Genomic DNA, 25,466 nt, shown 5'->3' with positions numbered 1-25,466 from the left:
TTATTTTCGCTCCAATTCTTACATCTCTACTCTATTTCTAATCATTAAATGATTACAAACAAAAAGTAAAGAAATCCTTTAACTTCTTTACATAATGTTAACATTTTATCATCTAAACTGACTTCATTTATACTTCTTTCATACCTTGTCCTCTACGAACATGTTAAACTATCACTTGGAGGAGATATAGCATGAAACACTCACAGCTTTTTATCGATAGTCTTATTCATCCTAAAAAACTAGCAGCCTATCGTTTATTACCTATTGGAAAGGTTATTCAATATACTTTTCTACTCATTACCATCGTATCCGTATTCTCTTTAGGTCGCTTTGCGGCTGGTATGTCAGTCGATATGTTTGATATGGATAATTTCAATGGTTTAACCGAATACATAGATGGCATTAAATGGCTCTTATATCCATTCACATTTCTGATGCTTTTTGTCTTTACAACGATGCTCATCTTTGCACAAATTGCTCTTTATGCTTTAGCTGGTTTATTTATCCTTAAAGTGATGAAACGCCGTGGAGAATATCGTCACATCTGGAGAACAACTACTTTTGCTATTACTTGGGCAACTTTACTATCGATGCTAGCAGACTATTTACCAATTAACAGTACCATTATCTCTGTACTCTCTTTATTATTAACTGTTACTCTATTAATTGTGGCCTTTACAAAATATCCGAAACAACCAAATATAAAATAATGTGCATGAATCCCCCCTCTTCTAAATATAGTGTAGAAAAGGAGGGGATTTTTTGCGCGCATTCATCTTAACAGCTATCATCATTGTCATCGCCTTTGTTGTCAAAGTAGATTTAACAGAAGGGTCCATACCGCTGGCTGCTTTAACCACGAAAAACTCAGAAAATGGACTTTGTGAGAAACAGCGTGAGCCCAATTATATTACAGTACAAACGATTGAAGGAGATACCATTCATAGCCTATTTGCCCTACACCCTGCAAAAGTTCCCATGACCTTTCCAGAACGCTTACAACTTTTTTATAACTTAAACCCACACTTACAATTACAAGCACTAATTCCTGGTGAAAATATCAAGCTTCCTCTCTCGTTTGAATTTGAAAACAAATGCCTAAAATGAAAAGTTAGCGTTTCTTCCTTGTCCTTATTTTCTTACACTGCTAAAATAAATGACAGTGAAGGCTGAAAATAGTGGCCCGAAAAGGAGAGAAAGTTAATGAGTGAAATTTGTCACCGTTCAAATACACGTCCTGTACGTGTCGGTAACTTAACAATTGGTGGTAGTAATGAATTATTCATTCAAAGTATGTGTACAACCAAAACACATGATGTAGAAGCAACAGTTGCGGAAATTCTTCGTCTTGAGGAAGCAGGCTGTCAGATTGTTCGTGTTGCTGTACCAGATGAACGTGCAGCAGATGCGATTGCTGAAATTAAAAAACGTATCCATATTCCATTAGTAGCTGATATTCATTTTGACTATAGATTAGCATTAAAAGCCATTGAAAATGGTATTGATAAAGTACGTATTAACCCAGGTAATATTGGTCGTAAAGAAAAAGTAGAAGCGGTTGTCAATGCTGCCAAAGCAAAAGGTATACCAATCCGTATTGGTGTAAATGCTGGTTCATTAGAGCGTCATATTTTAGAAAAATACGGCTATCCTACAGCGGATGGTATGGTTGAGTCGGCTCTTCACCATATTAAAATTTTGGAAGACTTGGACTTCCACGATATTATCGTATCGATGAAGGCATCTGACGTAAATCTTGCTATTGAAGCCTATGAAAAAGCCTCTAAGGCCTTTAATTACCCGCTACATTTAGGTATTACTGAATCAGGTACGCTATTTGCTGGTACCGTAAAATCAGCAGCAGGACTTGGAGCCATCCTATCAAAAGGAATTGGGAACACATTGCGTATTTCACTATCTGCTGACCCAGTAGAAGAAGTAAAAGTAGCACGAGAACTATTAAAATCATTTGGTCTAGCTTCAAACATGGCTACCCTAATCTCTTGTCCAACATGTGGACGCATTGAGATTGATTTAATTTCCATTGCCAATGAAGTAGAAGAATATATTTCGAAATTAAATGTACCTTTAAAAGTAGCTGTATTAGGCTGTGCAGTAAACGGCCCTGGTGAAGCACGTGAAGCAGATATCGGTATTGCCGGTGCACGTGGCGAAGGCTTACTATTCATGAAAGGGAAAACGGTCCGTAAAGTCCCTGAAGAAACAATGGTGGAAGAGCTGAAAAAAGAAATTGATAAATTAGCGGCAGAAATGGAAGAAAAGCGCGCAGCAGAAGAAGCTCAAAAAGCGAATGCCTAAGGAGGTACTAGCATGAAAAAGCCCCGCTTTGGTATTGATATTGATGGGACTGTAACATGTCCAAGTACACTCATTCCACATATTAATAAACAATATAACGTAAATATTACGCTTGATGATGTTTGCGAATACGATTTTTTATCTGCCTTTCCACACCCTGTTGACCGAGGTGCCTTTAACACATGGTTTAAGGAAAATGAGCCATACATGTATGAAGTCTCTGAAGTAGCAAAAGATGCAAAAAATATTCTAACTGCTTGGAAAAACAATTTCGAGCTGTATTATATTTCTGCACGAGGTGAAAATGTAGCAGATATCACTGTTAATTGGTTTAAAACGCAAGCTATCCCTTACGATCATATCGAGCTTCTCGGTAGCCATGATAAATTGGCTGCTGCAAAAAAACATCACGTAGAAGCTTTTTTTGAGGATAAGCACGATAATGCGGTGATGCTTGCTGAAGAGCTAAAAATTCCTGTCGTATTATTTGATACACCGTATAACCGTCTGGCTGTCCCTGACAACGTTGTAAGGGTTTATAACTGGCATGAAGCAAATCAATTTATCACAAATTATTTCAAATAAGACAGAGTCGTGTTCCAACATGGACACGACTCTTTTCATTCTACCGTTATATGTCATAGATTTTGAATAAACATGCATATTCAAAAAAATTGAGCCCATGATGGCAAGTTCAATTCCTTTTCACTAAACCTCCAGAATTCCTCGTAACCAACGCTCCACAAAGTTTTCAAAGGTAATACCATAAGTATCATAAACAGCATGATAAACAAAATACGTCCCTAATCGATCAAGCATCTCATCATTAATTTTCATCACAAACCGCTCCCTTTCTCCTCAATATTTTACTAAATTTTCAGACTTTTATACTTCCAAAATGCCGAACAATCAAGTGGAGGTCGCATCGTTGCAAAACCGTCACAATCTGCCGCCTTCATGCCCTTTCTTCATATTTTTCTTTTCGATAAGATAGTAATAACAACTTACTAGACTGGAGGGACTACTTGTGAAATGGATGACAAAAGTTGCTTGTATGTCATGCATCTGTGCACTACTGTCTGGCTGCGGTGATCGAATATCAGAAATAAAGGATGCTGCTTCGGGCATCAATTCAGCGGCCAACTCCGCAGCTAGTGCAGTTAGTCGAGATGTACATGCTATACGCGCTATAGACATTAACTATCAAGACACATCATTTACAGTTAATGACCTATTTAAAACTATTTTACGTGACATACGCTGGGATTATGACCCCGAAAAAAATGAGCTACATGTGAGAGGTACTTGGCAGCCCCCACTATTTTCTGACCAGTCATGGAATAAAGAGATGAAAGAAATGCTTGCTGAAGCTGGTGTTGTGACCGTTTCATGTAAAATAATCGATGACAAAATTGATAGCTCTCAAACAAAAGTAACTCTTACATATAACGGGGAAATTCTCTTAGAACAAAATGGTGAAGATGCACTCCATCACCTATATGATACCTATTTACTTCCATGAACATAGTAACGTTTCTGGCATTCAACTGTGTCAGAAACGTTATTTTTTCCATTGAAGAAATCTTACAATTTTGAAATATCGATACCAATCATTTGAATTAATAAAAACCATCACGTTATAATTAAAGCATCACGTGATGGTTTGGAGGTGTTTGCATTGGGACAGATAAATTAAAAATTGGCGAGCTTGCAGAAAAAACTGGCATAACGAAACGAACAATTGATTACTATACAAATATTGGTTTGTTGGATGCAGAGCGTTCTGCAACGAATTATCGCTACTATGACTCTACTATGATTGAACGGCTTCATTTTATTGAACGACGCAAACAACAGGGGCTTACACTTGTGGAAATCCAACATGAAATGAACATCACACCATATGAAGAAATTGACGTACAAATGCTTCGTTTAAAAATGCAAGACTTAGAGCATGATGTCACTTCTCTGCTAGAACAACTAGATAAGCAAGATCATAAAAAAATTGAACATATAAAGAAAAACGTTTCCCCTGAAAGTATTGCCTTAATGCAATCTTTACTATTACTCATTCATAATTAGGAGGTGACGTTCTGTTTCTACAGAACGACTATTTGGAGACCATAATAAACTTATCGATTTTTACCATTTTATTAGCATTAACAGGCTTTTTCGTGGCAACAGAATTTGCCATTGTAAAGGTACGTTCCTCAAGATTGGATCAGCTAATTGCAGAGGGCAATAAAAAAGCGATTGCTGCAAAACATGTTGTTAGTCATTTAGATGAATACTTATCTGCCTGCCAATTAGGTATTACAGTAACAGCCCTTGGTATCGGGATGGTTGGAGAAAAAACGTTTGAATTTATGCTTCATCCTCTATTTGAAATGGTCGGCATTTCAGATAAGTATATGACGATCTTTACGATTGGTACGGCCTTTGCCATTGCCACATTTTTACATGTAGTAGTTGGTGAGTTAGCTCCAAAAACTGCAGCCATTCAAAAGGCAGAAACGATTACCCTTCTATTTGCAAAGCCCATTATGTTTTTCTATAAAATAATGTATCCGTTCATTTGGTTCTTAAATGGCTCTGCACGCGTTTTGGTTGGTTTATTTGGCATGAAGCCTGCTAGTGAACATGAGCTTTCACATACAGAGGAAGAATTGCGTTTATTGCTATCTGAAAGCTTTAAAAGTGGTGAAATTAATAAATCCGAGCTGAAATATGTGAATAATGTCTTTGAATTTGATGAACGTATTGCTCGTGAAATCATGGTTCCTAGAACAGAAATTGTCGGGATTGAACAAAATGAATCCTTTACAACGATCATTCATACTATTGCCGCTGAAAAATATACGCGCTACCCTATTTTTGATGGTGACCGCGATAATATTTTAGGCTTTATCAATGCAAAGGAACTTTTTACACACGGCTTACTCGAACAACTTACAGACGAGTCATTAGTACTGGAAGATTTCATTAACCCAGTTATTCGAGTCATTGAAACAATTCCTATTCAGGAACTACTCGTACGCATGCAAAAAGAGCGCATCCATATGGCCATTTTAATGGATGAATATGGAGGTACATCTGGACTAGTGACTGTTGAAGACATCTTAGAAGAAATTGTTGGTGAAATCCGAGATGAATTTGATGATGATGAAATTGCAGATATTCGAAAAATTACAGATCATCACTATATATTAAATGCAAAAATGCTTATAGAGGATGTTGAAAATCTATTAAACATTACGCTAGATGCAGAGGAAGTAGAAACTTTAGGTGGTTGGTTCTTAACTGTCAATAATGGCATTAAAGCATCAAAAAACATTGAGCTCGACTCCTTTGTTTTTAGCATCTATGAGCAGCAAGGACATCAAATTCACTATATCGAGGTTCGACCTCTCAGAAAAACAGCCTCCGTCATAACAGAAGTACAAATGTAATGGTATAGCAAGGCTCCCAAAAAATTATTCCTTATTCCATTAATAGCCATCGCACTATATAATGAGTATAGCAATAGGATTCTAGTTTCAGGAGGCAATATTCATGACATTATTTAAGCTATATCATTCAGACGGTATTCATATTATTTCTGATGTGAAAAAACACAAAACAAATATTGAACTAAAAACAATTACAGGCGAGGTCCTATATATTATCGTAGTGACAGATGAAAACTACACAGTGTACGACGATCGTTTTGCGGGTGCTTCTAAGCAATTAAACTCTGTAGAAGCTTTCGATATTGATGGCAGTTTTCGCAGTCTAGATTTCGATAATATGCGTTCTTTATTTAAAGAAGCCTTTACAAAGCTTTTACAGGAGATTGCTGAATGTGTTCAAAATAAAGAGGAGCTAGTCGATATTGATACGCTTCGCCATAAAGTGAGCGCACAAATTAAAGGCATCCACTTCCGTGTCATCTCCGATACGAAAAAATATGAGATTTAACATTCAACAGACTGTTCTATAATGAACAGTCTGTTTCCTTTTACCTCGTTTCTCTTCCCAACCCACTATTGAAACAGAAACACGTCATCTTACTTTCATGTATAATGGAACATAACAATCTGAAAATAAGGGGTGTTTAGGATGAATCGTGAACAATTAATCACACTCATTTCAGAAAAACTGAAATTAATCCGCACAGAAAAAACTTTTACACAGGATCAAATGAGTGATTTACTAGGACTTTCCAAGAAAACACTAGTCCAAATTGAAAAAGGTCGTATTCTAGCAGGATGGACAACCACTGTTGCCGTTTGCACGCTATGTCGTGACAGCACCATTTTACAGCATGAGCTTGGTGGCGATCCTTTAGAGGTTGTAGATTTAATTGCGAATAATGGCACATTACAGCCAAAAGAAAAAACAATGGGTGGATACATATGGTGGAAAAATATAAGTGAGCATGATGGTTTTCGTTTACAGCAAAATGTCATTAGCCAGCATTTCCGCATTTTAGACAACAATAACTTTCGCCTTATTTCAACCTTTGATGAACAAATAGCTACGAAGGCATGGGAAAAATTGAAGCTTTAATCTGATAGCAAGCTACTTTTCTTTGCTCGAACAGTAGAAGCTTTACTAGTTGCTTCTACTGTTATGCGTGGTCTTATCCCCTCTCTTCCCCTCATCCCACTAGACAAATGAATAAAGAAATAAAATCACCTATCATATGATAAAGTAAAAAATAGTAGTAAGAGAATTGTTTCTTTGAAAGTTCTATAAAATAAGTCCAAGAGAAGCTGGAACAGTCGAAATTTGTAGAATAATTCTCTATACTGAAAAGTAGTGGTACTATTAGAAAGGATGCTCGTAAATGAATCGAATACTAGCAATTAGTGATATACATGGAGAACTAGGGCTGTTAGAAGAATTGCTTTTAAAAGCAAACTACGATCCACAAAGCGACCAGCTTTTTTTACTTGGTGATTACATCGACAGAGGTCCCTCTTCTAGTGGTGTATTAAATTTAGTTGGTGAACTACAAGCATTGGGTGCAAGGGTGTTGCTAGGAAACCACGAGGCCATCATGCTGAATGCCTGCCGTTCTGGCCTTGCTAAGCCATGGAACCATTGGGTGGGGCTATGTGGTGGAGAGGCCACACTGGCAAGCTATGGCTACCAATTAGAAGACTTTGAGGAAGCGATCCAAAGCAATACTTTGCCTAGCTTTATTAAAACATTGCCAAAACTTGAAGAACATTTACAATTAATCGAAACCTTTGACATCTATATTGAATTAGAGGATGCTATTTTTGTCCATGGTGGTGTTGTACCCGAAGTCGCTATAGCTGACACCGATCCTATGAGATTGCTTTGGATTCGTGAGGAATTCCATGCAGGCTATCATGGGGAGAAAACGGTTATCTTTGGCCATACCCCTACTTATAATCTACATCAAAATCCAACCGATTATCGGGTGTATTTTGGGGAAAATAATATCATTGGCATTGATGGTGGCGCTGTTTTTGGCGGACAATTGCATGCATTTGAGTGGCCAAGTCGCCGAATTTTTTCAGTGGATAATAAAAAACCAACAAGTGAAGACTAACTTGTTGGTTTTTTTGTTTTTGTAAGCTCAACATGCAGAGGCGTAATAGGGTTATTAATATAGTTTAAAGATAACCCCTACTAGGGAGTACACAATGACTGTTGAGAATAGTATTGTCATATGGAATAGTGAAAAGACAAACATTTTAGTAGCCCATTTCACTTGATCTGTATTACTGTGATAACCATAAATACTCATCGCGAGCCAAGCAATACTTAATATTAAAGCCACAAGCATAATGCCTACACTTAACGAGCCAAATAAAAAGCTTGATAAAATCAATAAGATTAAATAAAAATTAGTTTGATAATACGTACGGCGCATTCCTTTTACAACAGGTAGCATTGGCACACTAGCTGCTTCATAGTCTATACGTTTGCGAATCGCAATGGCATAAAAGTGAGGCATTTGCCAAATCACCATTACAAAAAATAAGCCTAGTATTGCAGGGTGCGTAACGTCTGAAGAGACAGCAGACCATCCAATTAATGGTGGTACTGCACCACTAATACTGCCAATTTCCGTATTATATATCGTACGACGTTTTGTCCACATTGTGTATGGAACAACATATAGGAATACACCTAATAACCCAAATGCAGCAGCTAATGGTGAAGCAAGTGCTAACACAGCTACTCCAATAATTAACATGACGACAGCTAATGATAAAGTCGATTTCGCTGACATTTCCCCTGTTACAGTTGGTCGATTTTGTGTACGGGGCATAATTGCATCAATATCACGGTCATAGACATTATTAAATGCCCCTGCTGCTCCAATTACAAGGGCGGAACCGATTGTTGAAAAAATGATTTCAGGTATATTGTCTATAAACGCCATTTTATTTTTGTACATGCCTAGCGTTAAACCAGCCCACATAGGAATTAAATTGGATTTAATAATCCCTGTTTTGACTGTTTGCGCTAAAATAGTAGAGCGTGATGAATTCCCACGTGAGGATTGCGGTTTATGCTCCGTTTTCAGATTTTGTTCCATTCATTTTAATTCCTTTTCTCCATAATTTCTATACGCTTCCCTCGATACGAAGCGACAAAATTTGCATCTAGCACATCAAATTATTATTTTACCCCTTTTAGATGGGTTCTGTCTCTATGTTCACATAAAGTACATGTTTTCATCTAATAAAGCACGCTCATTCACAACATCTTCTATGATACCACCGACTGACATGAATTTGAACCTTCTTGACTCGATTCTTCCAATCACTATTGGAGAAAAATAATTTAATGCAATGTTTCATGTTGAAGCAACTAAAAAAACCGAGACAATATTTTGCCTCGGATTTCTACTTATTGAATTTCTTCCTGTAGTTGCTGTGCTAAAAACGTCACAAGGTCACGCATATTTTCTGGCGTTACACCATGACCATCTGGATATTGTTTAAATGTCACCGTAGCACCAAATTGTTCAAAGATCTCTTTGCTTTCCATGCCCCATTGAGAAGGTATTACATAATCATAATCGCCGTGTGAAATAAAAGCATGCAAATGGTCTACAGAGCGGATGGCATATTCCTCAGTAACAAATTTTGGTGTATAGCCACTTAATGCGATGATACCAGTCACTAAATTCCCCATAACAAAGGCAAGTGATTGAGCTAATACTGCACCTTGGCTAAAGCCTAATACAAATACTTTATGAGGATCAATTTGATATTCATCAATGGCCTCTAATATAAATCGTTGTAATGCCACTAACACTTTATCGAAGATAGCACGATCTGGTTGCCCTACCTCTTGAATGGTGAAAAAAGCATAGCCAGGATGTTGGGTAATTGGCCCTCGTAAACTAAAAATATGACATTGCTCTTTGAATTCCTGCACTAACTGTGGTAAATCATCCTCATGACTGCCCATACCATGCAGTAAAAAAATAGCTGGGTATTTCTTAGTAGGGTCCATATTTGTTGGTTGTGTATGTTTAAAAGTAAATGGTGTATTCATTCAATCAATTTCCTTTCACGTAAACCTTTGTAACAAAGTTAGCATAATTTCGTTTTATTAATCAATCCATCTGTATGGTAAGCAATATAGCCATTAACAATACGGATAGTCTCTTGTGGATCTGCGTCAAAGAGAATTGTTGATTGCTCTGGCGTTGATACAAGAACAGTTAATAAATCCATGCGCATGGAATGACCAGCAGAGCTATACGCATAGTCATAAATAATCGCTTCCTCCGTCATGCCTTCCGTCTCATACTGCTTGTGGAATAAGTCCTTTGCTGCATCTAGTTGCTCAGCCACTTGTTGACGAATTCTCATCTGATGCATTAATAATTCCTCTTCCAAAGCTGCAGGCTCTAGCCACTTTTTCGCTTCAAGCATTTTTAAAAATTCTTGCTCCCACGCCTGTTCATTTTCAGTAAAATAAAGCATATTAACCATTAGCATATCCCAAAAGTCCGTTGACGTTTTAGCTGATTGTCGCTGCATGGCAATTGTTTCTTTAAAATGCTCTTCCACTTTTGTGATATTCATATTGCGAACTAAATGATTACAAACGTTTTCAATAAACTTATTTGCCACTTCTTGTGCCATAAAAATCCGTCCTTTATATCTACAAATCATTTTCTTTCTTATCATACCATGATTGTGAAATATGGCAACGAACCCAGCTCACTTGATTTCTAAGTAAAAAGGATGTCTCCGTAGCTTTTGGAAACATCCGATTATCTTATGAGAAAACATAGCTATCCATATTGTCGATTGTATTTTGAATGGCATCTTTCAATGATTTTTGCTCTTCGCCACAAGAAGCCAGCGCATCCTCCAAAGTAAGTGCCGCATTCGCCATAAATGGAGCCATTTGCAGATCCTTGGCTAATTGAATAAGTACAAGAGCTCTATTCCATTTCCAACGAGGATTTGTGGGATCTAGCTGAATCGCTTGCTCCAAATAACCAAGCGCATCGAAAGGTATCCAGCCAAAGCGGTGCATCGTCTGCCCTGTGATCCCCCAATAGACAGCTTTATTTGGATTTTCCTTCACTGCTTGTTGGAAGCAGTGAACACTCTCATTGTAATGATGTGCAAATAAGAACAGCTCCCCTTGTGTAAAAAAGGATTGTGCTTTATCTGATGGTGTTCCTGTTTTCGCCACTTCCTCCAATTGCTGAATACGCTTCGCAAATGCCGCTTCATCTTTTATTGCACGTATTTCAGCTACTAGATCAGATTCTGGATAGCTTTCGTCAGCTCGTTCTGTATGCTGAACTTCTAAATGAGCAGTTGGCTTTGGATAGTGATCCAATTCATACTGTTCTAATAAATTGATATATTTTTGTGCCAGTGCTTTTTCCTCTTCATTTGTTACCTTCTTCGCTAATTCATAGCATTTCATTAGCTCGCCATTATAAAAATATTCATCCATTGACATTGACATTTCCTCCAGTGTACAACTTTTCAGTATTTTTAGTATACACTACAAAAACAAAAAGAGATTGTATCAAAATTTGACACAATCTCGCTTTTCTCTATTTTTTTAACACAACAGTATTTAAGAATGTTCTTAAATCTTCTTCTTTAAGAGCTCCTACAAAGCGATTTACTTCTTTACCATCTTCGAAACGAATAAATGTTGGCGTTGCTTCAATATTATATTTCTCCCATAAATCTTCATATTCATAGACATTCAATTGTGCAATATCAACACCTAATTCATCAGCAATTGGCATTAACTCTGGTGTAAATGCTTGACAGTGTACACAAATTGGACTGAAGAAGTAAGCATTGACCGGTTCACCCGCTTTAATTTTAGCTTCTAGTTCATCTGGTAACATAATGTTTTGATAGTTTTCATCATCTAATTGATCAATTGTTTCTTGTTTTAGCTTTTTATCGCCATAGGGGTTGTTTGCACTTTCTAACTTACTTTTGTTTGAGACATTGGTAAGCACAATAATTGCTGCAAATAAGACAACAATAACGGAACCAATAATTAATAATTTTTTCACTAAAGTAGTGACCTCCTTTTTCACACTAAAAGCCTAGTTTTAGTGTATTCGCGATTGATTATAAAGTTTTTCAAAAACCTAGTAAACTAATTTGCCTTTAAATGAAGATATTTCACATTTATAACATAATTTTAAGTGAATTTGGGAACATACATAATGAGAGTTCATGCAAAATTTGAATGTGGGGTGATTAAATGAAAAACTCGTTTCAGCATGTGTTTCAAATTTATTCAAAGGATATTCGCAACATTGTTACAAACTGGGTTGTAGCTGTCATTATAGGAGGGCTCATCTTCCTTCCATCTCTTTATGCCTGGCTTAATATTTATGCCTCCATGGACCCATACGCCCACACATCTAATATGAAGATTGCTATTGTAAATGAAGATACTGGAACAAATGTCCGAGGGGATACAATTAATGTCGGAAAGGAAGTTATAGAAAATTTACGGACAAATAAAAGTTTTACTTGGGAGTTAGAAACGGAGAAAAAAGCGATTGATCATCTAAAAAATGGCGATTACTTTGCCGCCATAGTCATTCCCAAAGATTTTTCCGAAAAGCTAACGTCGATTCTTACAGATCAACCAACGAAAGCCCATATCGACTATTATGTAAACGAAAAAAAGAATCCAATTGCCCCTAAAATAACAAGTAAAGGAGCAAGTGTTCTTACTCAGCAGGTTTCGAATGAATTTGTATCGACTGTTAATGGCACTCTTTTTTCTATTTTTAATACAATTGGCGTTGAAATGGAACGTGATATTCCTGATTTCCGCAAATTTGAAAACTATGTCTTTACCATAGAACAGCATTTACCTGATATCAACTCATTTTTAACACAAGCATCTAAGCAAGGAAAAGATGCCAATCAATTATTGAATCAAGCTCTTACACAAATACCCCAAGTGGAACAATTGACAACGGACGGTTTAACGACCATTCAGAAGGGTTTACATTTAGTAAATGAAGCGGATGCTCTATTTAATGAGCTATCTCCAGTTATTAAAAAGGATGTCGCAACTGTCCAACAGATTGCACAACATTTTTCAGATATCATTACTAAATTAAATAATATTAACGTCGATCCAACTTCTATTGCAGAAAAGAAAGAGGCAATTAAAAATCAATTGACAAAGTCCAAAGATAACATAAGCAATAGCATTCAAACGCTGGAAGCATTGCAAAAATTAATTCAAGCAGATGCTACCACTCGTAAGCAATTGGTTGATTCCTTAACTGCTGTCATCACTTCTTTACAGGAAAGTAATGCCGAAGACAACCAACAACTCATTGAACAGCTTACAACGATTCGAGAAGCCTTACAGCGTAATCCAAGCTTTAATGATTCAACTACAGGCGCACTTAACGCATTACAACAATTGCACACTTTACATGATGATGTTCTAAATAAAATAGAACAAATAAAGCCTATTGATAAAGAAGTCATCAAACAAGATGTCGCTGCCATACAACAAATCGCACAAAACGCAACGGCCAATTTGCAAAAATTTCTATCGTACTATAACGATAGTTTAGAACCGCAAATTCGATCGACGTTATCTAGTGCTCAACAGACATTAACGAATGCTTCGACGATGCTGACCAATGTAAAACAATTCATTCCTCAGGCAAAAGATAAATTAACACAGGCCAAAAATACACTAGGAACAGCCAATAATGCCATTCAAAAAATACAAACGGAATTTCCAACTTTAAGTTCAAAAATTAAAGAATTAGCAAATAAACTACGTACACTTGAAGAGGAAGCAGACATTGCTGAGATTGTGCAATTATTAAAAAATGATGTCAATGCTGAACGTGACTTCTTTGAGGAACCCATTAAACTAAAGGAACATCGCGTATTCCCAATTGCAAACTATGGCACGGCCATGACACCGTTTTACACTGTACTATCTATTTGGGTTGGATGTTTATTATTAATTTCCTTATTATCTGTGAATCTTCATGGAGATACGTCATACAGTATTCGAGAAATTTACTTTGGCCGACTATTAACATTTGCAACATTTTCTTTTATTCAAACACTTATTATTACCATCGGAGATATTTTCTTACTTGATGGCTCTATTCAAGCACCCGCCTATTTTGTATTATTTGGTCTTTTCATCAGTCTCGTATTTATAACCGTAGTCTACACACTCGTATCTGTCTTTGGGAATGTAGGTAAAGCATTAGCTATTGTGATGCTCGTTCTGCAAATTGCTGGCTCTGGTGGAACTTATCCGATCGAATTACTACCAAGGTTTTTCCAACTAATCAATCCTTTTTTACCTTTTACCTATGCCATTGAAATGATGCGTGAGGCAGTTGGAGGGATTATTTGGACATCTGTCTGGACAGATCTCATCTTCTTAATTGGTTTCTGGTTTATTTTTATCTTGTTTGGCTTTTTCTTAAAAAAGTTATTGAGCGAGAAAATGGAACATTTCATGAACAAAACACGTGGATTAGATATATTTCATTGATTTGCAACAAGGCTGCCTGTAAATGTTTATGAGAACAATGTTATAATGGAAGTATTGTAAACATGTAGGAGGCGCTATATTTGAAGAAAACACTTTCTATTTTTGTTATATTGGCTTTACTGTTATTAAGTGCATGTGGGGAAGATAAAAAAGAGGCTGAAGCCAACCAAAAAACTCAGGAAGCTTCACATGAAGGTCACTCACATGCTACAGGTGATATTCAGGAGGAAACCGCTTCTGCTGACATCCTTCCATCCTTTTTAGAAGATAAACAAGAAAAGATTCGCTTAGTTTATCAAATCGCTGGTCAATCAACTGAGATCCTAGAATGGATGCCATGTTATTGCGGCTGTGGCGAATCAGCTGGCCACAAAAATAATTTAAATTGCTTTATTCAGGAAAAACGCGAGGATGGTTCCATCGTCTGGGATGATCATGGAACAAGGTGTTTAGTTTGCTTGGAGATTGCTGTCCAGTCAGCACAACTGCATAAAGAAGGAAAGAGCCTAAAAGAAATTCGTCAGTACATTGATGATACTTATAAAGAGGGCTATGCTAAACCAACACCAACTGAGATGCCTGCATAAAAAAGGATCACTTTTGTGTATTGTAGTGGAAGGTTTCTTGTCCATGAAATAATAGATATGAGTAAAATAAATATGAAATTGAAAGGCAGAAACGCTGAACAACGTTTCTGCCCTTTACTTTTTATTATATGAAAGTATATTTTGGAAAAGCCTCTATATTGTTTCAAGTGGTTTTTCTTCCCTATTCGAAGGATGATATATAAAAAACACTTTCGATAGAAATGTGCAACAATATTATGGTTTTATTCACATCCAATTGCTGGGATTGAATTGAAATATGGACAATTTGGTCATAGCAGTGGTTCTTAGTGAAGTTCATCGTAATATGAAAGTGAATAAAATGGGTAAAATATTATCTTAATTGCAAAATATATAGGGCCGATCGTTGTTATTACAATGATTGTATGATAAAGCCAATAGTTTATTTTTGATGAACTCTACTTTACAAGCTGTAAAATGGTTTTAAATTGTGGATGGTCAGCACGTTGTAAAAGCTCATATAAAATCATTTCAGTACTAGTTGAATGTATTCCGAGTGCATTCAGCTTGCTCAGTCCGATTTCTTTATTTGCCTTAGTTCGAGAAGAAACGGCATCTACTACAACCTCTACTTCAAACCCCTGTTCCTTTAATTGTCTTGCTGTTTGGTACACACAAATATGTGTTTCAATGCCTGTTACAATAAATTGTGTACGTCCCGTTTCTTTCAATTCCTTTACAAATGACTCTTCTTGCCATGCGCTAAAGGCCATTTTAGCAATAGGTTGTCCTTGTAAATGCTGGGCTATATCTAGTGCTGTTCCTCCTAAACGACTAGGGTTTTGTTCTAGCCATAATGTAGGTACTTCAAGGGCTTGCATGGCTTGTACTAACTTTGCTACATTTTCAATCATCACTTCACTATCATCTACAATTGTCGCTAACTTTCCTTGTACGTCCACAACTACTAAACAAGCTTTCTCTACTGTAAACATTATGAACACCTCGTTTTCTATTCTCTAAATTATTATACAAAAAACTTGCATTACCTGTCGTAAAGAAAGGTAATTCTTTTATCAAACATCAAATTTTAGGGCATCTAGATTGAAGCATTTACCCAACTAGAAACACGAACATTAAAAACGAATATTTCAACAAAAATATTTTAAACACGAAAAATATCATTTCATTTCAAAAAATAACTTCGTTTCGTTCGTGTTTACTCCGAAAAACATGCTCAATTGTGTACATTTTGTTGCGAGCCTGTCGCTATTCTGCTCAAATATTAAGAATTTTATTTTTTCTCTTGAAAATTACGGTATAATCCAGTAAAGTTCTGTTATTAACCAAACAAGGAGTGTACCACTTTGACACAACGTGCATACAATTTCAACGCAGGTCCATCTGCACTTCCACAAGAAGTATTAGAAAGAGCTCAACAGCAATTAGTAAACTTCCGTGATTCAGGTATGTCCATAATGGAAATGAGTCACCGCAGTGCTATTTTTGACGACGTACATAACGAAGCTATTGCTTTATTAAAAAAACTTTATGCCATTCCAGAAAACTATGAGGTACTATTCCTACAAGGTGGAGCAAGCCTTCAATTTACAATGGTTCCTATGAACTTTTTGACAGCTGATCAAAAAGCTAGCTATGTACTATCTGGTTCATGGTCTGAGAAAGCCTTCAAGGAAGCTAAATTGTTTGGTACACCTGTTGAAGCGGCCAGTACAAAAGACAATCAATACCGTAATATTCCTGCCTTAGAAGACATTCAATTCAATGATGATGATGCTTATGTTCACATTACATCCAACAATACAATTTACGGTACACAGTGGAGAAATTATCCGGATACAGGAAATGTGCCATTAGTTGCTGACATGTCTAGTGATATTTTGTCAAAGCCAGTGGATATTGAAAAGTTCGGAATCATCTATGCAGGAGCTCAAAAAAACCTTGGGCCTTCAGGTGTAACGGTTGTCATCATTCGCAAAGATTTACTAGAAAAAGCGAATAAAAATATTCCAACTATGCTGAAATACACAACACATGCCGATAGTAATTCGCTTTATAACACACCACCGACATTTGGAATCTACATGCTAGGAGAAGTATTGAAATGGGTAGAATCTAAAGGTGGCGTAGCTGAAATTGAAAAACACAATGAATTAAAGGCAAAAGTAATTTATGATGCCATTGATCATAGTAATGGCTTTTATAAAGGCCATGCTACAACTGATAGCCGTTCATTAATGAACATTACATTCCGTGTGGCAGATGAGGAGCTTGAAAAACAATTCCTTGCTGAAGCAAAAGCTGCCGGCTTTGTTGGACTAAATGGGCATCGATCTGTAGGTGGCTGTCGTGCTTCTACTTACAATGCGGTACCTCTTGAGGCTTGTGAAGCTTTACGAGACTTTATGGTAGATTTCCAACAAAAACATCAATAATCATAGGGTAGACGACGAAGATTTACGTTTCTGTAATGACTCGTCGTTTTTTTGTGGGTGTAACAGCAAATCTATCCCGATATGAATATCTTGCTTTAGCATTTATAGCATTTTTTTTACTTAGGGCTTTCCTCACTACGCAAGATTTTGAGAAAAATATAGATTATTGAGTAGCCTATCGGACATATTGCCAACCTCTCTTTCCTCACCAAACATAGATTATTACTGTAAGGGTACCCTTACGAAACTAGAAGAAGGGAGGTATTACAATGGAAGATAGACGATATATGACTCATATGAACTGGCAAGGCTGTAAATGTCAGAAAAAAGAGGAAAAATGTCATTGTCGCAAAGAAAAAGAAGAAAAATGTTCTTGCGAAAAAGAAGAAAAATGTACACCAAAAATGAGCAGTAATTGTAGAGGTTGTATTTGCCAACAATTAAGAAAATTAGAGCTTGCAACTACACTAGATATATTCTTATCTGGCGGTATTAGCTTCTTAGGTGTGACTTTCATTTCCTTTGATCCACGAAATTGCTGTGCATACTTCTTTGAGCCAGGTGCAGCTGCTTCTCCTTTAATTGTAGATTGTAATAAAATTGTTGCGATTCGTAGAACAGCAGCTTAATAAGTTGAGAGGGTAGCCCTATACAGGAACTACCCTCTTTTTACACAGAAAAAACTCTGTCAGTATTCATTTGACAGAGTTTCATGCTTACAATCCGGGCATTTGCCATAGATTTCAAACTTATGATTTTCAATCTCATAGTCAGGCAATTTTTCTCCCAGCATTTCCATCGGACAAAGATTAAGCTCTTTAACATTCCCACAATCCATGCAGATGAAATGATGGTGATGATGAGCAGATTCACAGTGCATTCGAAAATTTCGTTCACCAGAAAGCTCCGTTTCTTCTAATATTCCAAGCTTCACAAAAGTAGCAAGGTTGCGATAGATCGTATCAAAGCTCATCCCTGGAAAATCCTTTTTTAAAACATCCAATAAATCTCGGGCTGTTAGATATTTATCTGTTGCAGCAAACATATCTAATATTAATTCCCGTTTATCTGTTTTTTTATAGCCATTTTCTTTTAATATTTCCCACGCTCTTGAAATATTCATTACGCTACCTCCCCCTGCTTTGCAGCCATTTTAAATGCCACTTTCTTTCCTAGGATGACAAGTAACAAGATTAAAATCGAAGTGACAACAATCGTACCTCCAGGCGCTAAATCCATATAAAATGCACTGATTAAACCAATTAATACAGCAGTTTCTCCAAAAATAATTGCATAGATGATGGTTTGCTTAAAGCCTTTTGCTAAGCGCATCGCAGCCGCGACAGGTAACGTCATCAGCGAGGATACTAATAAGATACCTACTATACGCATACTCGCCGCAATAACAAGCGCCGTCACAATCATAAATAAAAGATGAACCCATCTTGCAGGCAGTCCACTTGCCTTCGCATATTCCTCATCAAACGATAAAACAAACAGTTCCTTAAAAAATAAAAACAAAAAGAGAATGACAACAGCAGCAATTCCAATAACGACCCATAAATCTTGACGAGACACAGCAGATACCGAGCCAAATAAATAGCTCATTAAATCTGTGCTAAAGCCACTGGCAAGGGAGATAAAGATCGCACTAATCCCAATGCCTCCTGACATAATGATAGGAATGGCAAGCTCCTCATAATGCTTATACAAGCGTCTTAGTCGCTCAATTAAAATAGAGCCACTAACAGATGCTAGTATTCCTAGATAGATAGGATTGAGCAAGGCTAATGCTGTTACCGATTGACTGATATATAAGCTCCCGGCTATTCCAGCAAGTGTGACATGTGATAAAGCATCCGCAATCAAGGATAACCTACGTACAACAATAAACACACCTAAAAGTGGCGCTAGAATGCCTATTAATAACCCAGAGAAAAAGGCATTTTGTAAAAATTCATAATGTAAAATTGCTTCAATCATAGTGCCTTCCCCTTCTAATGAATCTTTCTTACAGAATGACCATACCAAGCGTCTAGTGCATCCTGTGAAATAGTATCAAATTCATTTTTATAGCCGTGAAAATGAATTGTTTGATTTAAGCATGCCACATGGCTAATGCGATTCGATACCGTATCGACATCGTGTGTGACAAGAATCATCGTAATTCCTTGTTCCCGATTTAATTTCGCCAGCATATCATAAAATGACTGCACATTCTCATGATCAATACCGACAGTTGGCTCATCTAAAATGAGCAATTTGGGATCACTAACTAAAGCTCTCGCAATAAAAACTCGTTGTTGTTGTCCACCTGATAGTTCACCAATATTCCGATGCATAAAAGCATCCATACCAACAGCCTTTAATGCTTCTTGGACCTTCCCTTTGGCATCTCGTCCTGGTCTTTTAAAAAGCCCTAATTTTTTCGTTAATCCACTTTTCACGACCTCTTGAACGGTTGCTGGGAATCCAGAATTAAAGGCATTTGATTTTTGCGAGACATACCCAATCCATTCGCGATGTTTAAAGGTTGCGCTTGGTTCGCCAAATAATTTGATCTCCCCTGATAGAGGCTTTAATAAACCTAAAATGATTTTTAATAATGTTGATTTGCCCGAACCATTCGGACCTAGAAGTGCTAAAAAATCACCCTCTTCTACACGAAAAGAAATGTTTTTTAAAACTTGCGTATAGTCATATTGAAATGACACATTTTCGATGTCAATAAGTGTTGTCTTCATGCATGATCGCTTCTTTCTAATTCAAAATCATTACGATTTACAAGTTGTAAGTATATAGGAAAGTGCAGTTTTTGTAAAGAAAAGAAGATGGATGTTTAACAAATGGCTAAATCGCAAGTGTGTACATGATTTCGTGAAAAATAACATGTGATAAAGGAGGATTGACTTTGAGTATTCAATTTTTACAGCAACTAGCACAAAGCTCTGATAAGGAAATTGTCGCGATTGCTCGTGAAGAAGGCTTCGACATTACGACTTCTGAGGTAAAAAAATTGCGCCCTTATTTGGAGCAATTCACATTCTCTTGGCTATTTTTAGGTATTCCTAAAGACATCCTTGTAGAAGTGGAGGCAGTATTAGGTAGAAAGCGCTCACGTCAACTTATTGCATTATTTACAAAATAACAAAATAGTGCCCGAAATCAGCTTCATCAACTGATTTCGGGCACTTGTTCGTTACCCTTTTAACGCTTCAATTAGCTCAGGCTTAAATGTGCCGTTACGCAACATCTCAATTTCAACTTTATAAGGTGCTGCCTTCGATTTACTATCACTGTTTGAAGGCACAAATGGCGTTTCTAAAATTTTAGGAATATCCATTAATTGCGGATGATGCACTACATAGTTTAATGCGTCAAAACCGATATGGCCAAAGCCAATATTTTCATGGCGGTCTTTACGGGCGCCTCGCACATTTTTTGAATCATTAATGTGTAGAACTTTGATGCGATCTATGCCTATTATTTTATCAAATTCTTCTAGCACGCCATCAAAATCTTCAACAATATTATAGCCAGCATCATGTGTGTGACATGTATCAAAGCATACAGAAAGACGTTCATTATGTGTGACACCATCAATAATTTTAGCAAGCTCTTCAAAGGAACGACCACATTCGGTCCCCTTCCCCGCCATTGTTTCTAATGCAATTTGAACAGGGAAATCCTGCGATAATACCTCATTCAAGCCTTCAACAATTTTCGCAATTCCAGCTTCAGCACCCGCACCTACATGCGCACCAGGGTGCAAGACAATTTGCGTTGCCTCTAGTGCTGCTGTGCGTTCAATTTCTGATTGTAGAAAATCGACTCCAAGACGGAATGTTTCTGGTTTTTCCGTATTCGCAATATTGATAATGTAAGGAGCATGCACAACAATATTTGTCATACCATGCTCTTTCATATGAAGTAGTCCATTCATAATGTTCAGATCGGCAATCGCTTTACGACGTGTGTTTTGCGGTGCTCCTGTATAAATCATGAATGTATTTGCTCCATATGACAGTGCTTCTTTACTTGAGCCAAGCAACATCTCTTTCCCACTCATTGAAACATGTGAGCCAAGTAGCATGTAAAAAACCCCCTATTTTTTACCTCGCGCTTTTAAACGACGTTCACGTTTTTTAATTTTTTCCATTTCCCATTTCATATTACGCTTATAGCCTGGTTTAACCTTTTTAGGCTTACGCACCAATGCCTTCGCTTTCACATCGATTTCATTCTCTTGTTTCACGCGATTTTTACGTGCATGACGCTCTTTTAACTCAGACCATTCTCCATTTTTAACGTCTTTTTGCACAAAAGGAATACCCATTTTCTCTACACGAACTACTGCATCTTCATCAGATGGCTCAAATAAAGTAATGGCAGTTCCTTTATTACCTGCACGGGCTGTACGTCCAACACGGTGAATAAAGAACTCTAGGTCCTCTGGAATTTCGTAATTGATAACATGGGAAATTCCTTGAATATCGATACCACGTGCTGCTAAATCAGTCGCAACAATGTATTGATATTCTAGATCGCGGATTTGTTTCATCATCTTTTTACGATCACGTGGACTTAAATCACCATGGATTTGTCCACAACGGATACCATGTTCATTTAAATAACCGGCAACTTGCTCAGCTGTTTTACGTGTATTTGTAAAAATAACAGCTAAAAACGGATTAATACCTTCAATTACTTCTAATAAACGTTTATTACGCGATTTAGAGCGTACTGGCACTAGCACAAAATCAATACCCTCTGCCACTGGTCGCTTATCGTTCATTTGGATATGCACTGGGGCATCCATATATTTTTTTAAGAAAGGCTGAAGTTTTTCAGGAATCGTTGCAGAGAATACAAACATTTCAAGCTTCTCTGGCATTTGAGAAGCAAATCCATCAATATCCTCGATAAAGCCCATATCAAAAGCTAAATCAGCTTCATCAACAACTAGGATTGGTGCCGTATGCACAAATAACGCTTGTGCTGAAACAAGATCACGAATACGTCCAGGTGTCCCAACAACTATTTGTGGTTGTGTTTTTAATTTATCAATGGAGCGTTGCTTGTCCGTACCCCCAATAAATAGCTTTGCTTGAATAGCTGTTCCTTCTATTAACTGATTTAACGCATCAAATATTTGTTGTGCTAGTTCGCGTGTAGGAGAAGTAATAACAGCCTGAACTTCCTGTCTCTCTACATCAATACGTTGAACTATCGGAATTAAAAAACTATGTGTTTTCCCCGTTCCTGTATGTGCCTGTCCAATAGCACTTTTCCCTTTTAATAAAAGTGGAATAATTTCTTTTTGAATTGGTGTCGGTTCTGTAAAGCCTAGTTTTGCAATGGCGTCCTGCAAAAATGGCTGAAAATTGTAATCAGTATATTTTGACATCATTCGTTCCTCCTAACATCTTTCTCATTGTACCATGATTCGAACTTTAAGGTATATTTACATCCTATATATTACAAGCATAAACATAATTTAAACGTTTTATGATTACCGTAACAAAAGCCCTTATCAAAGGTACTTGAAATAAGAAGAATATGCAATCAAAAATACGAATACCACAATGCCAGAAACCCTGGGTACTGTAATTTTTAGCATCATGAAAAACGCCGAGAAGTTGTCACTCGCCGTTTTTGTCGGTTAGAAACGACCATTTTCTTTAGACAGTGATCCTATGTCATCATTGTTTTCTGTTTCTATATCGAACCCTCCCACTAGCCTTTGCATATCATAGCTATAGTCAGGTATGTCATCAATGAAAAACAAGTAGAAAGGAGATCATTATGGTATTTCGACCACCTTATCAATATCCTATGTATCCCGGTGGCATGAGAATGCCCATGCAAACACCACCACAAATGTCACCGCAGTCCTTTTACCAGCCTGGAGGCTTTCCTGTTCAACCACGAATTCCAGGCGGCTTTCCGATGGCTAATGGAATAGGTACCTTCGGAGGGCAAATGCCAACGCCACCTGTGCAGGAACCTTCTAAAATCGGTTCGTTCTTACAACAAGCAAATAGCTTATTCAATACAGCTAAGACCTATACACCTTATATTCAACAAGCAATGCCGATGGTAAAAAATATACCCTCGCTATTAAAGTTATACAAAGGATTCCAAGGCCTTCCATCCGCTGGGTCAGCTAGCGCTGATACTGCAGGAAGTGATAAAAAAGCTTCAACTGGAAGTAGACGATCATCAAGGCAAAGTGCATCATATACGCCTCCTGAACCACTTCCATCTAAACCACGTATCTTCCAACCACCTATGTAAATGAACGTTTCTTTGTATTCGCCGTCCCTGTCCGTTATAATGTAGATAGGTAAGCTTGAAAGGAGTCACAACCATGCAAGTATTAAAAATTAATCCACGTGGCTATTGCTACGGTGTTGTTGATGCGATGGTCATCGCTCGGAATGCCGCACTTGATAAAACATTACCAAGACCTATCTACATTTTAGGGATGATTGTGCATAATAAACATGTCACAGATGCGTTTGAAAAGGACGGAATCATCACATTAGATGGTGAAAACCGCCTAGAAATTATTGAACAAGTTGAAACCGGTACTGTCATTTTCACAGCACATGGTGTTTCACCTGAAATTCGTGAGATTGCAAAGCGAAAAGGCTTAGTGTCCATTGATGCCACATGTCCTGATGTAACAGTTACCCACGATTTAATTCGTGAAAAATCGGCTGAAGGCTATGATATTATTTATATCGGAAAAAAAGGACATCCCGAACCAGAGGGGGCCATTGGGGTTGCGCCTGATCATGTCCACTTAGTACAGTCCTCAAACGATATTGATGCGTTAAATTTAACGAATGATAAATTACTGGTGACAAATCAAACAACAATGAGCCAATGGGATGTTGCCCATTTAATGGAAAGTTTAAAAGAAAAATTCCCTCATATCGAGGTACACAAAGAGATTTGTTTAGCGACACAAGTTCGTCAAGAAGCTGTCGCTCAGCAAGCTGGAGAAGCGGATTTACTCATCGTTGTGGGAGATCCTAAATCCAATAACTCAAACCGCTTAACACAAGTTTCCGTTGAAATTGCAGGAACACCATCCTATCGAATTGCGGATGTTTCGGAGCTTAAAATCGAATGGTTAAAAGGCATTAATAAAGTGGCAGTTACAGCAGGTGCCTCAACGCCAACTCCAATTGTCAAAGAGGTTATTACTTTCCTTGAGCAATTCGATGAACATGATGCCGCTACACATATAATCAATCGTACGGTGACATTAGAGAAAATCTTACCAAAGATTAAAACACCGACACCAGTTGATAAAATTATGCCTTATTAATAAAAACAAAAAATCCTGATTGCTTTTTGGCCAATCAGGATTTTCTTTATTTACTAAAATAATAGTTTATAGGTCGCCCAATACCTCCATAATGGACATCCATTGTAATTTCTTCTTGTTTCTCTAAATAGTCTAAATATCTTCTTGCGGTGACACGAGCAATTCCTACACCACTTGCCACGTCTTCTGCAGATGCACCATCGACCGAATGTAAAAAGTACACAACCTTTTCAAGCGTTGTACGATTAAAGCCTTTCGGAAGATTATTTTCCGACCCTAGCGGAGCTGATTGTTCCACGTTAGTTTGCCCATCGCGATAATGAAATAATTGATCCAATTCCCGCTGTGTGAGTTCCTGATCTGATTGTGTTTGCTTCTTAAAACGTAAATAATTATCAAGCGTACCTTTGACCCGTTCAAATGAAAAGGGCTTCATAATATAATCAAAGACACCTAGATGCAGTACTTGTTTCACTGTCTCCATATCATTCGCAGCCGTGACGGTAATAACATCCACTGGTAGGTCTAGTTCACGTATTTTTCGTAAGCTCGTAATGCCATCTTGCTCTGGCATAAAAATATCCATAAAGATTAAATCAGGCTGATGGTGACGTATTTGCGTAATGCCTTCAAGACCGTTAGATGCTTGTCCAATCACTTGAAAATGTTCAACCTTTTCAATAAATTGACGATTAACCTCTCGTACCATCGGATCATCCTCAATTAATAATACTTTGATCTGCAACACTGTCCGTCCTC

Annotated in this window: 30 protein-coding genes; 17 read left to right on the top strand and 13 right to left on the bottom strand. The window is 37.3% G+C overall.

Annotated elements, in window-relative coordinates:
* Positions 1 to 191 precede the first annotated feature (191 nt).
* The 4 genes from SJW71_RS08790 (at position 192) to SJW71_RS08775 (ending at position 2,904) form a co-directional block, all read left to right on the top strand.
* Positions 192 to 710 carry a DUF1189 family protein gene (locus tag SJW71_RS08790; protein ID WP_431812009.1) on the top strand — a complete coding sequence of 173 codons (519 nt, stop codon included), beginning with the start codon at positions 192 to 194 and terminating at the stop codon, positions 708 to 710.
* A gap of 52 nt (positions 711 to 762) precedes the next feature.
* A complete protein-coding gene (locus SJW71_RS08785; protein ID WP_274793751.1) occupies positions 763 to 1,107 on the top strand; it encodes a hypothetical protein in 345 nt (114 codons plus the stop codon).
* Between the two features lie 96 nt (positions 1,108 to 1,203).
* A complete protein-coding gene (gene ispG, locus SJW71_RS08780) occupies positions 1,204 to 2,319 on the top strand; it encodes a flavodoxin-dependent (E)-4-hydroxy-3-methylbut-2-enyl-diphosphate synthase (protein ID WP_274793752.1) in 1,116 nt (371 codons plus the stop codon).
* Positions 2,320 to 2,331: 12 nt separating this feature from the next.
* On the top strand, positions 2,332 to 2,904 hold the full coding sequence (locus tag SJW71_RS08775) for a 5' nucleotidase, NT5C type (RefSeq protein ID WP_274793753.1): 573 nt from the start codon (positions 2,332 to 2,334) through the stop codon (positions 2,902 to 2,904).
* 123 nt (positions 2,905 to 3,027) lie between these two features.
* Here the strand turns inward: SJW71_RS08775 and SJW71_RS08770 are convergent, their stop codons facing one another.
* Positions 3,028 to 3,156 carry a hypothetical protein gene (locus SJW71_RS08770; protein ID WP_274793754.1) on the bottom strand — a complete coding sequence of 43 codons (129 nt, stop codon included), beginning with the start codon at positions 3,154 to 3,156 and terminating at the stop codon, positions 3,028 to 3,030.
* 199 nt (positions 3,157 to 3,355) lie between these two features.
* On the opposite strand from SJW71_RS08770, the gene SJW71_RS08765 reads away from it, so the two are divergent.
* The 6 genes from SJW71_RS08765 to SJW71_RS08740 all read left to right on the top strand — a co-directional run bounded on the left by SJW71_RS08765 (position 3,356) and on the right by SJW71_RS08740 (position 7,882).
* Positions 3,356 to 3,841 carry a hypothetical protein gene (locus SJW71_RS08765; RefSeq protein ID WP_274797352.1) on the top strand — a complete coding sequence of 162 codons (486 nt, stop codon included), beginning with the start codon at positions 3,356 to 3,358 and terminating at the stop codon, positions 3,839 to 3,841.
* A gap of 155 nt (positions 3,842 to 3,996) precedes the next feature.
* Positions 3,997 to 4,401: a MerR family transcriptional regulator gene (locus SJW71_RS08760; RefSeq protein ID WP_312506842.1), complete on the top strand. Its 405-nt coding sequence runs from the start codon at positions 3,997 to 3,999 to the stop codon at positions 4,399 to 4,401.
* Between the two features lie 32 nt (positions 4,402 to 4,433).
* Positions 4,434 to 5,768 (top strand): hemolysin family protein, encoded by a 1,335-nt coding sequence (locus SJW71_RS08755; protein ID WP_431812008.1) that lies wholly within the window; start codon positions 4,434 to 4,436, stop codon positions 5,766 to 5,768.
* A gap of 103 nt (positions 5,769 to 5,871) precedes the next feature.
* Entirely contained in the window at positions 5,872 to 6,276 is a 405-nt protein-coding gene (locus tag SJW71_RS08750; RefSeq protein WP_274793756.1) for a hypothetical protein, read from the top strand.
* 141 nt (positions 6,277 to 6,417) lie between these two features.
* A complete protein-coding gene (locus tag SJW71_RS08745) occupies positions 6,418 to 6,867 on the top strand; it encodes a helix-turn-helix domain-containing protein (RefSeq protein WP_274793757.1) in 450 nt (149 codons plus the stop codon).
* Between the two features lie 280 nt (positions 6,868 to 7,147).
* Entirely contained in the window at positions 7,148 to 7,882 is a 735-nt protein-coding gene (locus SJW71_RS08740) for a metallophosphoesterase (RefSeq protein WP_429978758.1), read from the top strand.
* 54 nt (positions 7,883 to 7,936) lie between these two features.
* Here the strand turns inward: SJW71_RS08740 and cyoE are convergent, their stop codons facing one another.
* The 5 genes from cyoE to SJW71_RS08715 form a co-directional block, all read right to left on the bottom strand.
* Positions 7,937 to 8,878, bottom strand: a complete 942-nt coding sequence (cyoE, locus tag SJW71_RS08735) for a heme o synthase (RefSeq protein WP_274793759.1) — start codon at positions 8,876 to 8,878, stop codon at positions 7,937 to 7,939.
* Positions 8,879 to 9,192: 314 nt separating this feature from the next.
* Positions 9,193 to 9,846, bottom strand: a complete 654-nt coding sequence (locus tag SJW71_RS08730) for an alpha/beta hydrolase (RefSeq protein WP_274793760.1) — start codon at positions 9,844 to 9,846, stop codon at positions 9,193 to 9,195.
* 38 nt (positions 9,847 to 9,884) lie between these two features.
* A complete protein-coding gene (locus tag SJW71_RS08725) occupies positions 9,885 to 10,442 on the bottom strand; it encodes a hypothetical protein (protein WP_341386579.1) in 558 nt (185 codons plus the stop codon).
* A gap of 136 nt (positions 10,443 to 10,578) precedes the next feature.
* A complete protein-coding gene (locus tag SJW71_RS08720; protein ID WP_341386580.1) occupies positions 10,579 to 11,280 on the bottom strand; it encodes a tetratricopeptide repeat protein in 702 nt (233 codons plus the stop codon).
* A 97-nt stretch (positions 11,281 to 11,377) separates the two neighbouring features.
* Positions 11,378 to 11,857 carry a thioredoxin family protein gene (locus SJW71_RS08715; protein ID WP_274793763.1) on the bottom strand — a complete coding sequence of 160 codons (480 nt, stop codon included), beginning with the start codon at positions 11,855 to 11,857 and terminating at the stop codon, positions 11,378 to 11,380.
* A gap of 194 nt (positions 11,858 to 12,051) precedes the next feature.
* Here SJW71_RS08715 and SJW71_RS08710 point away from each other — a divergent pair, with 194 nt between their 5' ends.
* Entirely contained in the window at positions 12,052 to 14,346 is a 2,295-nt protein-coding gene (locus SJW71_RS08710) for a YhgE/Pip domain-containing protein (RefSeq protein ID WP_322605684.1), read from the top strand.
* Positions 14,347 to 14,426: 80 nt separating this feature from the next.
* Positions 14,427 to 14,933 carry a PCYCGC motif-containing (lipo)protein gene (locus SJW71_RS08705; protein ID WP_274793765.1) on the top strand — a complete coding sequence of 169 codons (507 nt, stop codon included), beginning with the start codon at positions 14,427 to 14,429 and terminating at the stop codon, positions 14,931 to 14,933.
* A 437-nt stretch (positions 14,934 to 15,370) separates the two neighbouring features.
* Here the strand turns inward: SJW71_RS08705 and SJW71_RS08700 are convergent, their stop codons facing one another.
* A complete protein-coding gene (locus SJW71_RS08700) occupies positions 15,371 to 15,907 on the bottom strand; it encodes a hydrolase (RefSeq protein WP_274793766.1) in 537 nt (178 codons plus the stop codon).
* Between the two features lie 372 nt (positions 15,908 to 16,279).
* Between SJW71_RS08700 and serC the strand changes: the two genes are divergently transcribed.
* Together serC and SJW71_RS08690 are read left to right on the top strand one after the other, a co-directional pair.
* Positions 16,280 to 17,368 carry a 3-phosphoserine/phosphohydroxythreonine transaminase gene (gene serC, locus SJW71_RS08695; protein ID WP_274793767.1) on the top strand — a complete coding sequence of 363 codons (1,089 nt, stop codon included), beginning with the start codon at positions 16,280 to 16,282 and terminating at the stop codon, positions 17,366 to 17,368.
* 269 nt (positions 17,369 to 17,637) lie between these two features.
* A complete protein-coding gene (locus SJW71_RS08690) occupies positions 17,638 to 17,997 on the top strand; it encodes a hypothetical protein (protein ID WP_274793768.1) in 360 nt (119 codons plus the stop codon).
* Positions 17,998 to 18,056: 59 nt separating this feature from the next.
* Here SJW71_RS08690 and SJW71_RS08685 read toward each other — a convergent pair whose 3' ends face one another.
* Genes SJW71_RS08685 through SJW71_RS08675 form a run of 3 tightly spaced genes read right to left on the bottom strand, consistent with a single transcriptional unit; the run spans position 18,057 to position 20,112 of the window.
* The gene (locus SJW71_RS08685) at positions 18,057 to 18,491 is read right to left on the bottom strand and encodes a Fur family transcriptional regulator (protein ID WP_274793769.1); all 435 of its coding nucleotides are present in this window, start codon (positions 18,489 to 18,491) and stop codon (positions 18,057 to 18,059) included.
* A complete protein-coding gene (locus tag SJW71_RS08680; RefSeq protein ID WP_274793770.1) occupies positions 18,491 to 19,351 on the bottom strand; it encodes a metal ABC transporter permease in 861 nt (286 codons plus the stop codon). Before SJW71_RS08680 ends, SJW71_RS08685 begins: the two co-directional genes overlap by 1 nt.
* Positions 19,352 to 19,365: 14 nt before the next feature.
* A complete protein-coding gene (locus tag SJW71_RS08675; protein WP_274793771.1) occupies positions 19,366 to 20,112 on the bottom strand; it encodes a metal ABC transporter ATP-binding protein in 747 nt (248 codons plus the stop codon).
* Positions 20,113 to 20,279: 167 nt separating this feature from the next.
* Between SJW71_RS08675 and SJW71_RS08670 the strand changes: the two genes are divergently transcribed.
* Positions 20,280 to 20,516, top strand: a complete 237-nt coding sequence (locus tag SJW71_RS08670; protein WP_274793772.1) for a Nif11 family protein — start codon at positions 20,280 to 20,282, stop codon at positions 20,514 to 20,516.
* A gap of 51 nt (positions 20,517 to 20,567) precedes the next feature.
* Here SJW71_RS08670 and SJW71_RS08665 read toward each other — a convergent pair whose 3' ends face one another.
* Positions 20,568 to 21,461, bottom strand: coding sequence for a deoxyribonuclease IV (locus SJW71_RS08665; RefSeq protein WP_322611579.1), 894 nt, complete (start codon positions 21,459 to 21,461; stop codon positions 20,568 to 20,570).
* 12 nt (positions 21,462 to 21,473) lie between these two features.
* Positions 21,474 to 22,775: a DEAD/DEAH box helicase gene (locus SJW71_RS08660; protein ID WP_274797354.1), complete on the bottom strand. Its 1,302-nt coding sequence runs from the start codon at positions 22,773 to 22,775 to the stop codon at positions 21,474 to 21,476.
* 398 nt (positions 22,776 to 23,173) lie between these two features.
* On the opposite strand from SJW71_RS08660, the gene vrrA reads away from it, so the two are divergent.
* Both vrrA and SJW71_RS08650 read left to right on the top strand, forming a co-directional pair.
* Positions 23,174 to 23,665 carry a VrrA/YqfQ family protein gene (gene vrrA, locus SJW71_RS08655; RefSeq protein ID WP_274793774.1) on the top strand — a complete coding sequence of 164 codons (492 nt, stop codon included), beginning with the start codon at positions 23,174 to 23,176 and terminating at the stop codon, positions 23,663 to 23,665.
* Between the two features lie 73 nt (positions 23,666 to 23,738).
* Positions 23,739 to 24,707, top strand: a complete 969-nt coding sequence (locus SJW71_RS08650) for a 4-hydroxy-3-methylbut-2-enyl diphosphate reductase (protein ID WP_431812007.1) — start codon at positions 23,739 to 23,741, stop codon at positions 24,705 to 24,707.
* A 46-nt stretch (positions 24,708 to 24,753) separates the two neighbouring features.
* On the opposite strand, the gene SJW71_RS08645 is transcribed toward SJW71_RS08650, so the two are convergent.
* Positions 24,754 to 25,455 carry a response regulator gene (locus tag SJW71_RS08645; protein ID WP_431812006.1) on the bottom strand — a complete coding sequence of 234 codons (702 nt, stop codon included), beginning with the start codon at positions 25,453 to 25,455 and terminating at the stop codon, positions 24,754 to 24,756.
* Positions 25,456 to 25,466 lie beyond the last annotated feature (11 nt).

The sequence above is a fragment of the Lysinibacillus sp. FW12 genome, from assembly GCF_050817245.1.
Taxonomy (GTDB): domain Bacteria; phylum Bacillota; class Bacilli; order Bacillales_A; family Planococcaceae; genus Lysinibacillus; species Lysinibacillus irui.
This window is presented reverse-complemented; position numbering and strand designations above follow the sequence as displayed.

Excerpts from the sequence above, each read along its gene's own strand:
- SJW71_RS08790 (WP_431812009.1), top strand. The coding sequence starts at position 192 with ATGAAACACTCACAGCTTTTTATCGATAGTCTTATTCATCCTAAAAAA.
- ispG (WP_274793752.1), top strand. The coding sequence starts at position 1,204 with ATGAGTGAAATTTGTCACCGTTCAAATACACGTCCTGTACGTGTCGGT.
- SJW71_RS08775 (WP_274793753.1), top strand. The coding sequence starts at position 2,332 with ATGAAAAAGCCCCGCTTTGGTATTGATATTGATGGGACTGTAACATGT.
- SJW71_RS08770 (WP_274793754.1), bottom strand. The coding sequence starts at position 3,156 with ATGAAAATTAATGATGAGATGCTTGATCGATTAGGGACGTATTTTGTT.
- SJW71_RS08765 (WP_274797352.1), top strand. The coding sequence starts at position 3,356 with ATGACAAAAGTTGCTTGTATGTCATGCATCTGTGCACTACTGTCTGGC.
- SJW71_RS08750 (WP_274793756.1), top strand. The coding sequence starts at position 5,872 with ATGACATTATTTAAGCTATATCATTCAGACGGTATTCATATTATTTCT.
- SJW71_RS08745 (WP_274793757.1), top strand. The coding sequence starts at position 6,418 with ATGAATCGTGAACAATTAATCACACTCATTTCAGAAAAACTGAAATTA.
- SJW71_RS08740 (WP_429978758.1), top strand. The coding sequence starts at position 7,148 with ATGAATCGAATACTAGCAATTAGTGATATACATGGAGAACTAGGGCTG.
- cyoE (WP_274793759.1), bottom strand. The coding sequence starts at position 8,878 with ATGGAACAAAATCTGAAAACGGAGCATAAACCGCAATCCTCACGTGGG.
- SJW71_RS08730 (WP_274793760.1), bottom strand. The coding sequence starts at position 9,846 with ATGAATACACCATTTACTTTTAAACATACACAACCAACAAATATGGAC.
- SJW71_RS08725 (WP_341386579.1), bottom strand. The coding sequence starts at position 10,442 with ATGGCACAAGAAGTGGCAAATAAGTTTATTGAAAACGTTTGTAATCAT.
- SJW71_RS08720 (WP_341386580.1), bottom strand. The coding sequence starts at position 11,280 with ATGTCAATGGATGAATATTTTTATAATGGCGAGCTAATGAAATGCTAT.
- SJW71_RS08710 (WP_322605684.1), top strand. The coding sequence starts at position 12,052 with ATGAAAAACTCGTTTCAGCATGTGTTTCAAATTTATTCAAAGGATATT.
- SJW71_RS08700 (WP_274793766.1), bottom strand. The coding sequence starts at position 15,907 with ATGTTTACAGTAGAGAAAGCTTGTTTAGTAGTTGTGGACGTACAAGGA.
- SJW71_RS08690 (WP_274793768.1), top strand. The coding sequence starts at position 17,638 with ATGGAAGATAGACGATATATGACTCATATGAACTGGCAAGGCTGTAAA.
- SJW71_RS08685 (WP_274793769.1), bottom strand. The coding sequence starts at position 18,491 with ATGAATATTTCAAGAGCGTGGGAAATATTAAAAGAAAATGGCTATAAA.
- SJW71_RS08680 (WP_274793770.1), bottom strand. The coding sequence starts at position 19,351 with ATGATTGAAGCAATTTTACATTATGAATTTTTACAAAATGCCTTTTTC.
- SJW71_RS08675 (WP_274793771.1), bottom strand. The coding sequence starts at position 20,112 with ATGAAGACAACACTTATTGACATCGAAAATGTGTCATTTCAATATGAC.
- SJW71_RS08665 (WP_322611579.1), bottom strand. The coding sequence starts at position 21,461 with ATGCTACTTGGCTCACATGTTTCAATGAGTGGGAAAGAGATGTTGCTT.
- SJW71_RS08660 (WP_274797354.1), bottom strand. The coding sequence starts at position 22,775 with ATGTCAAAATATACTGATTACAATTTTCAGCCATTTTTGCAGGACGCC.
- vrrA (WP_274793774.1), top strand. The coding sequence starts at position 23,174 with ATGGTATTTCGACCACCTTATCAATATCCTATGTATCCCGGTGGCATG.
- SJW71_RS08650 (WP_431812007.1), top strand. The coding sequence starts at position 23,739 with ATGCAAGTATTAAAAATTAATCCACGTGGCTATTGCTACGGTGTTGTT.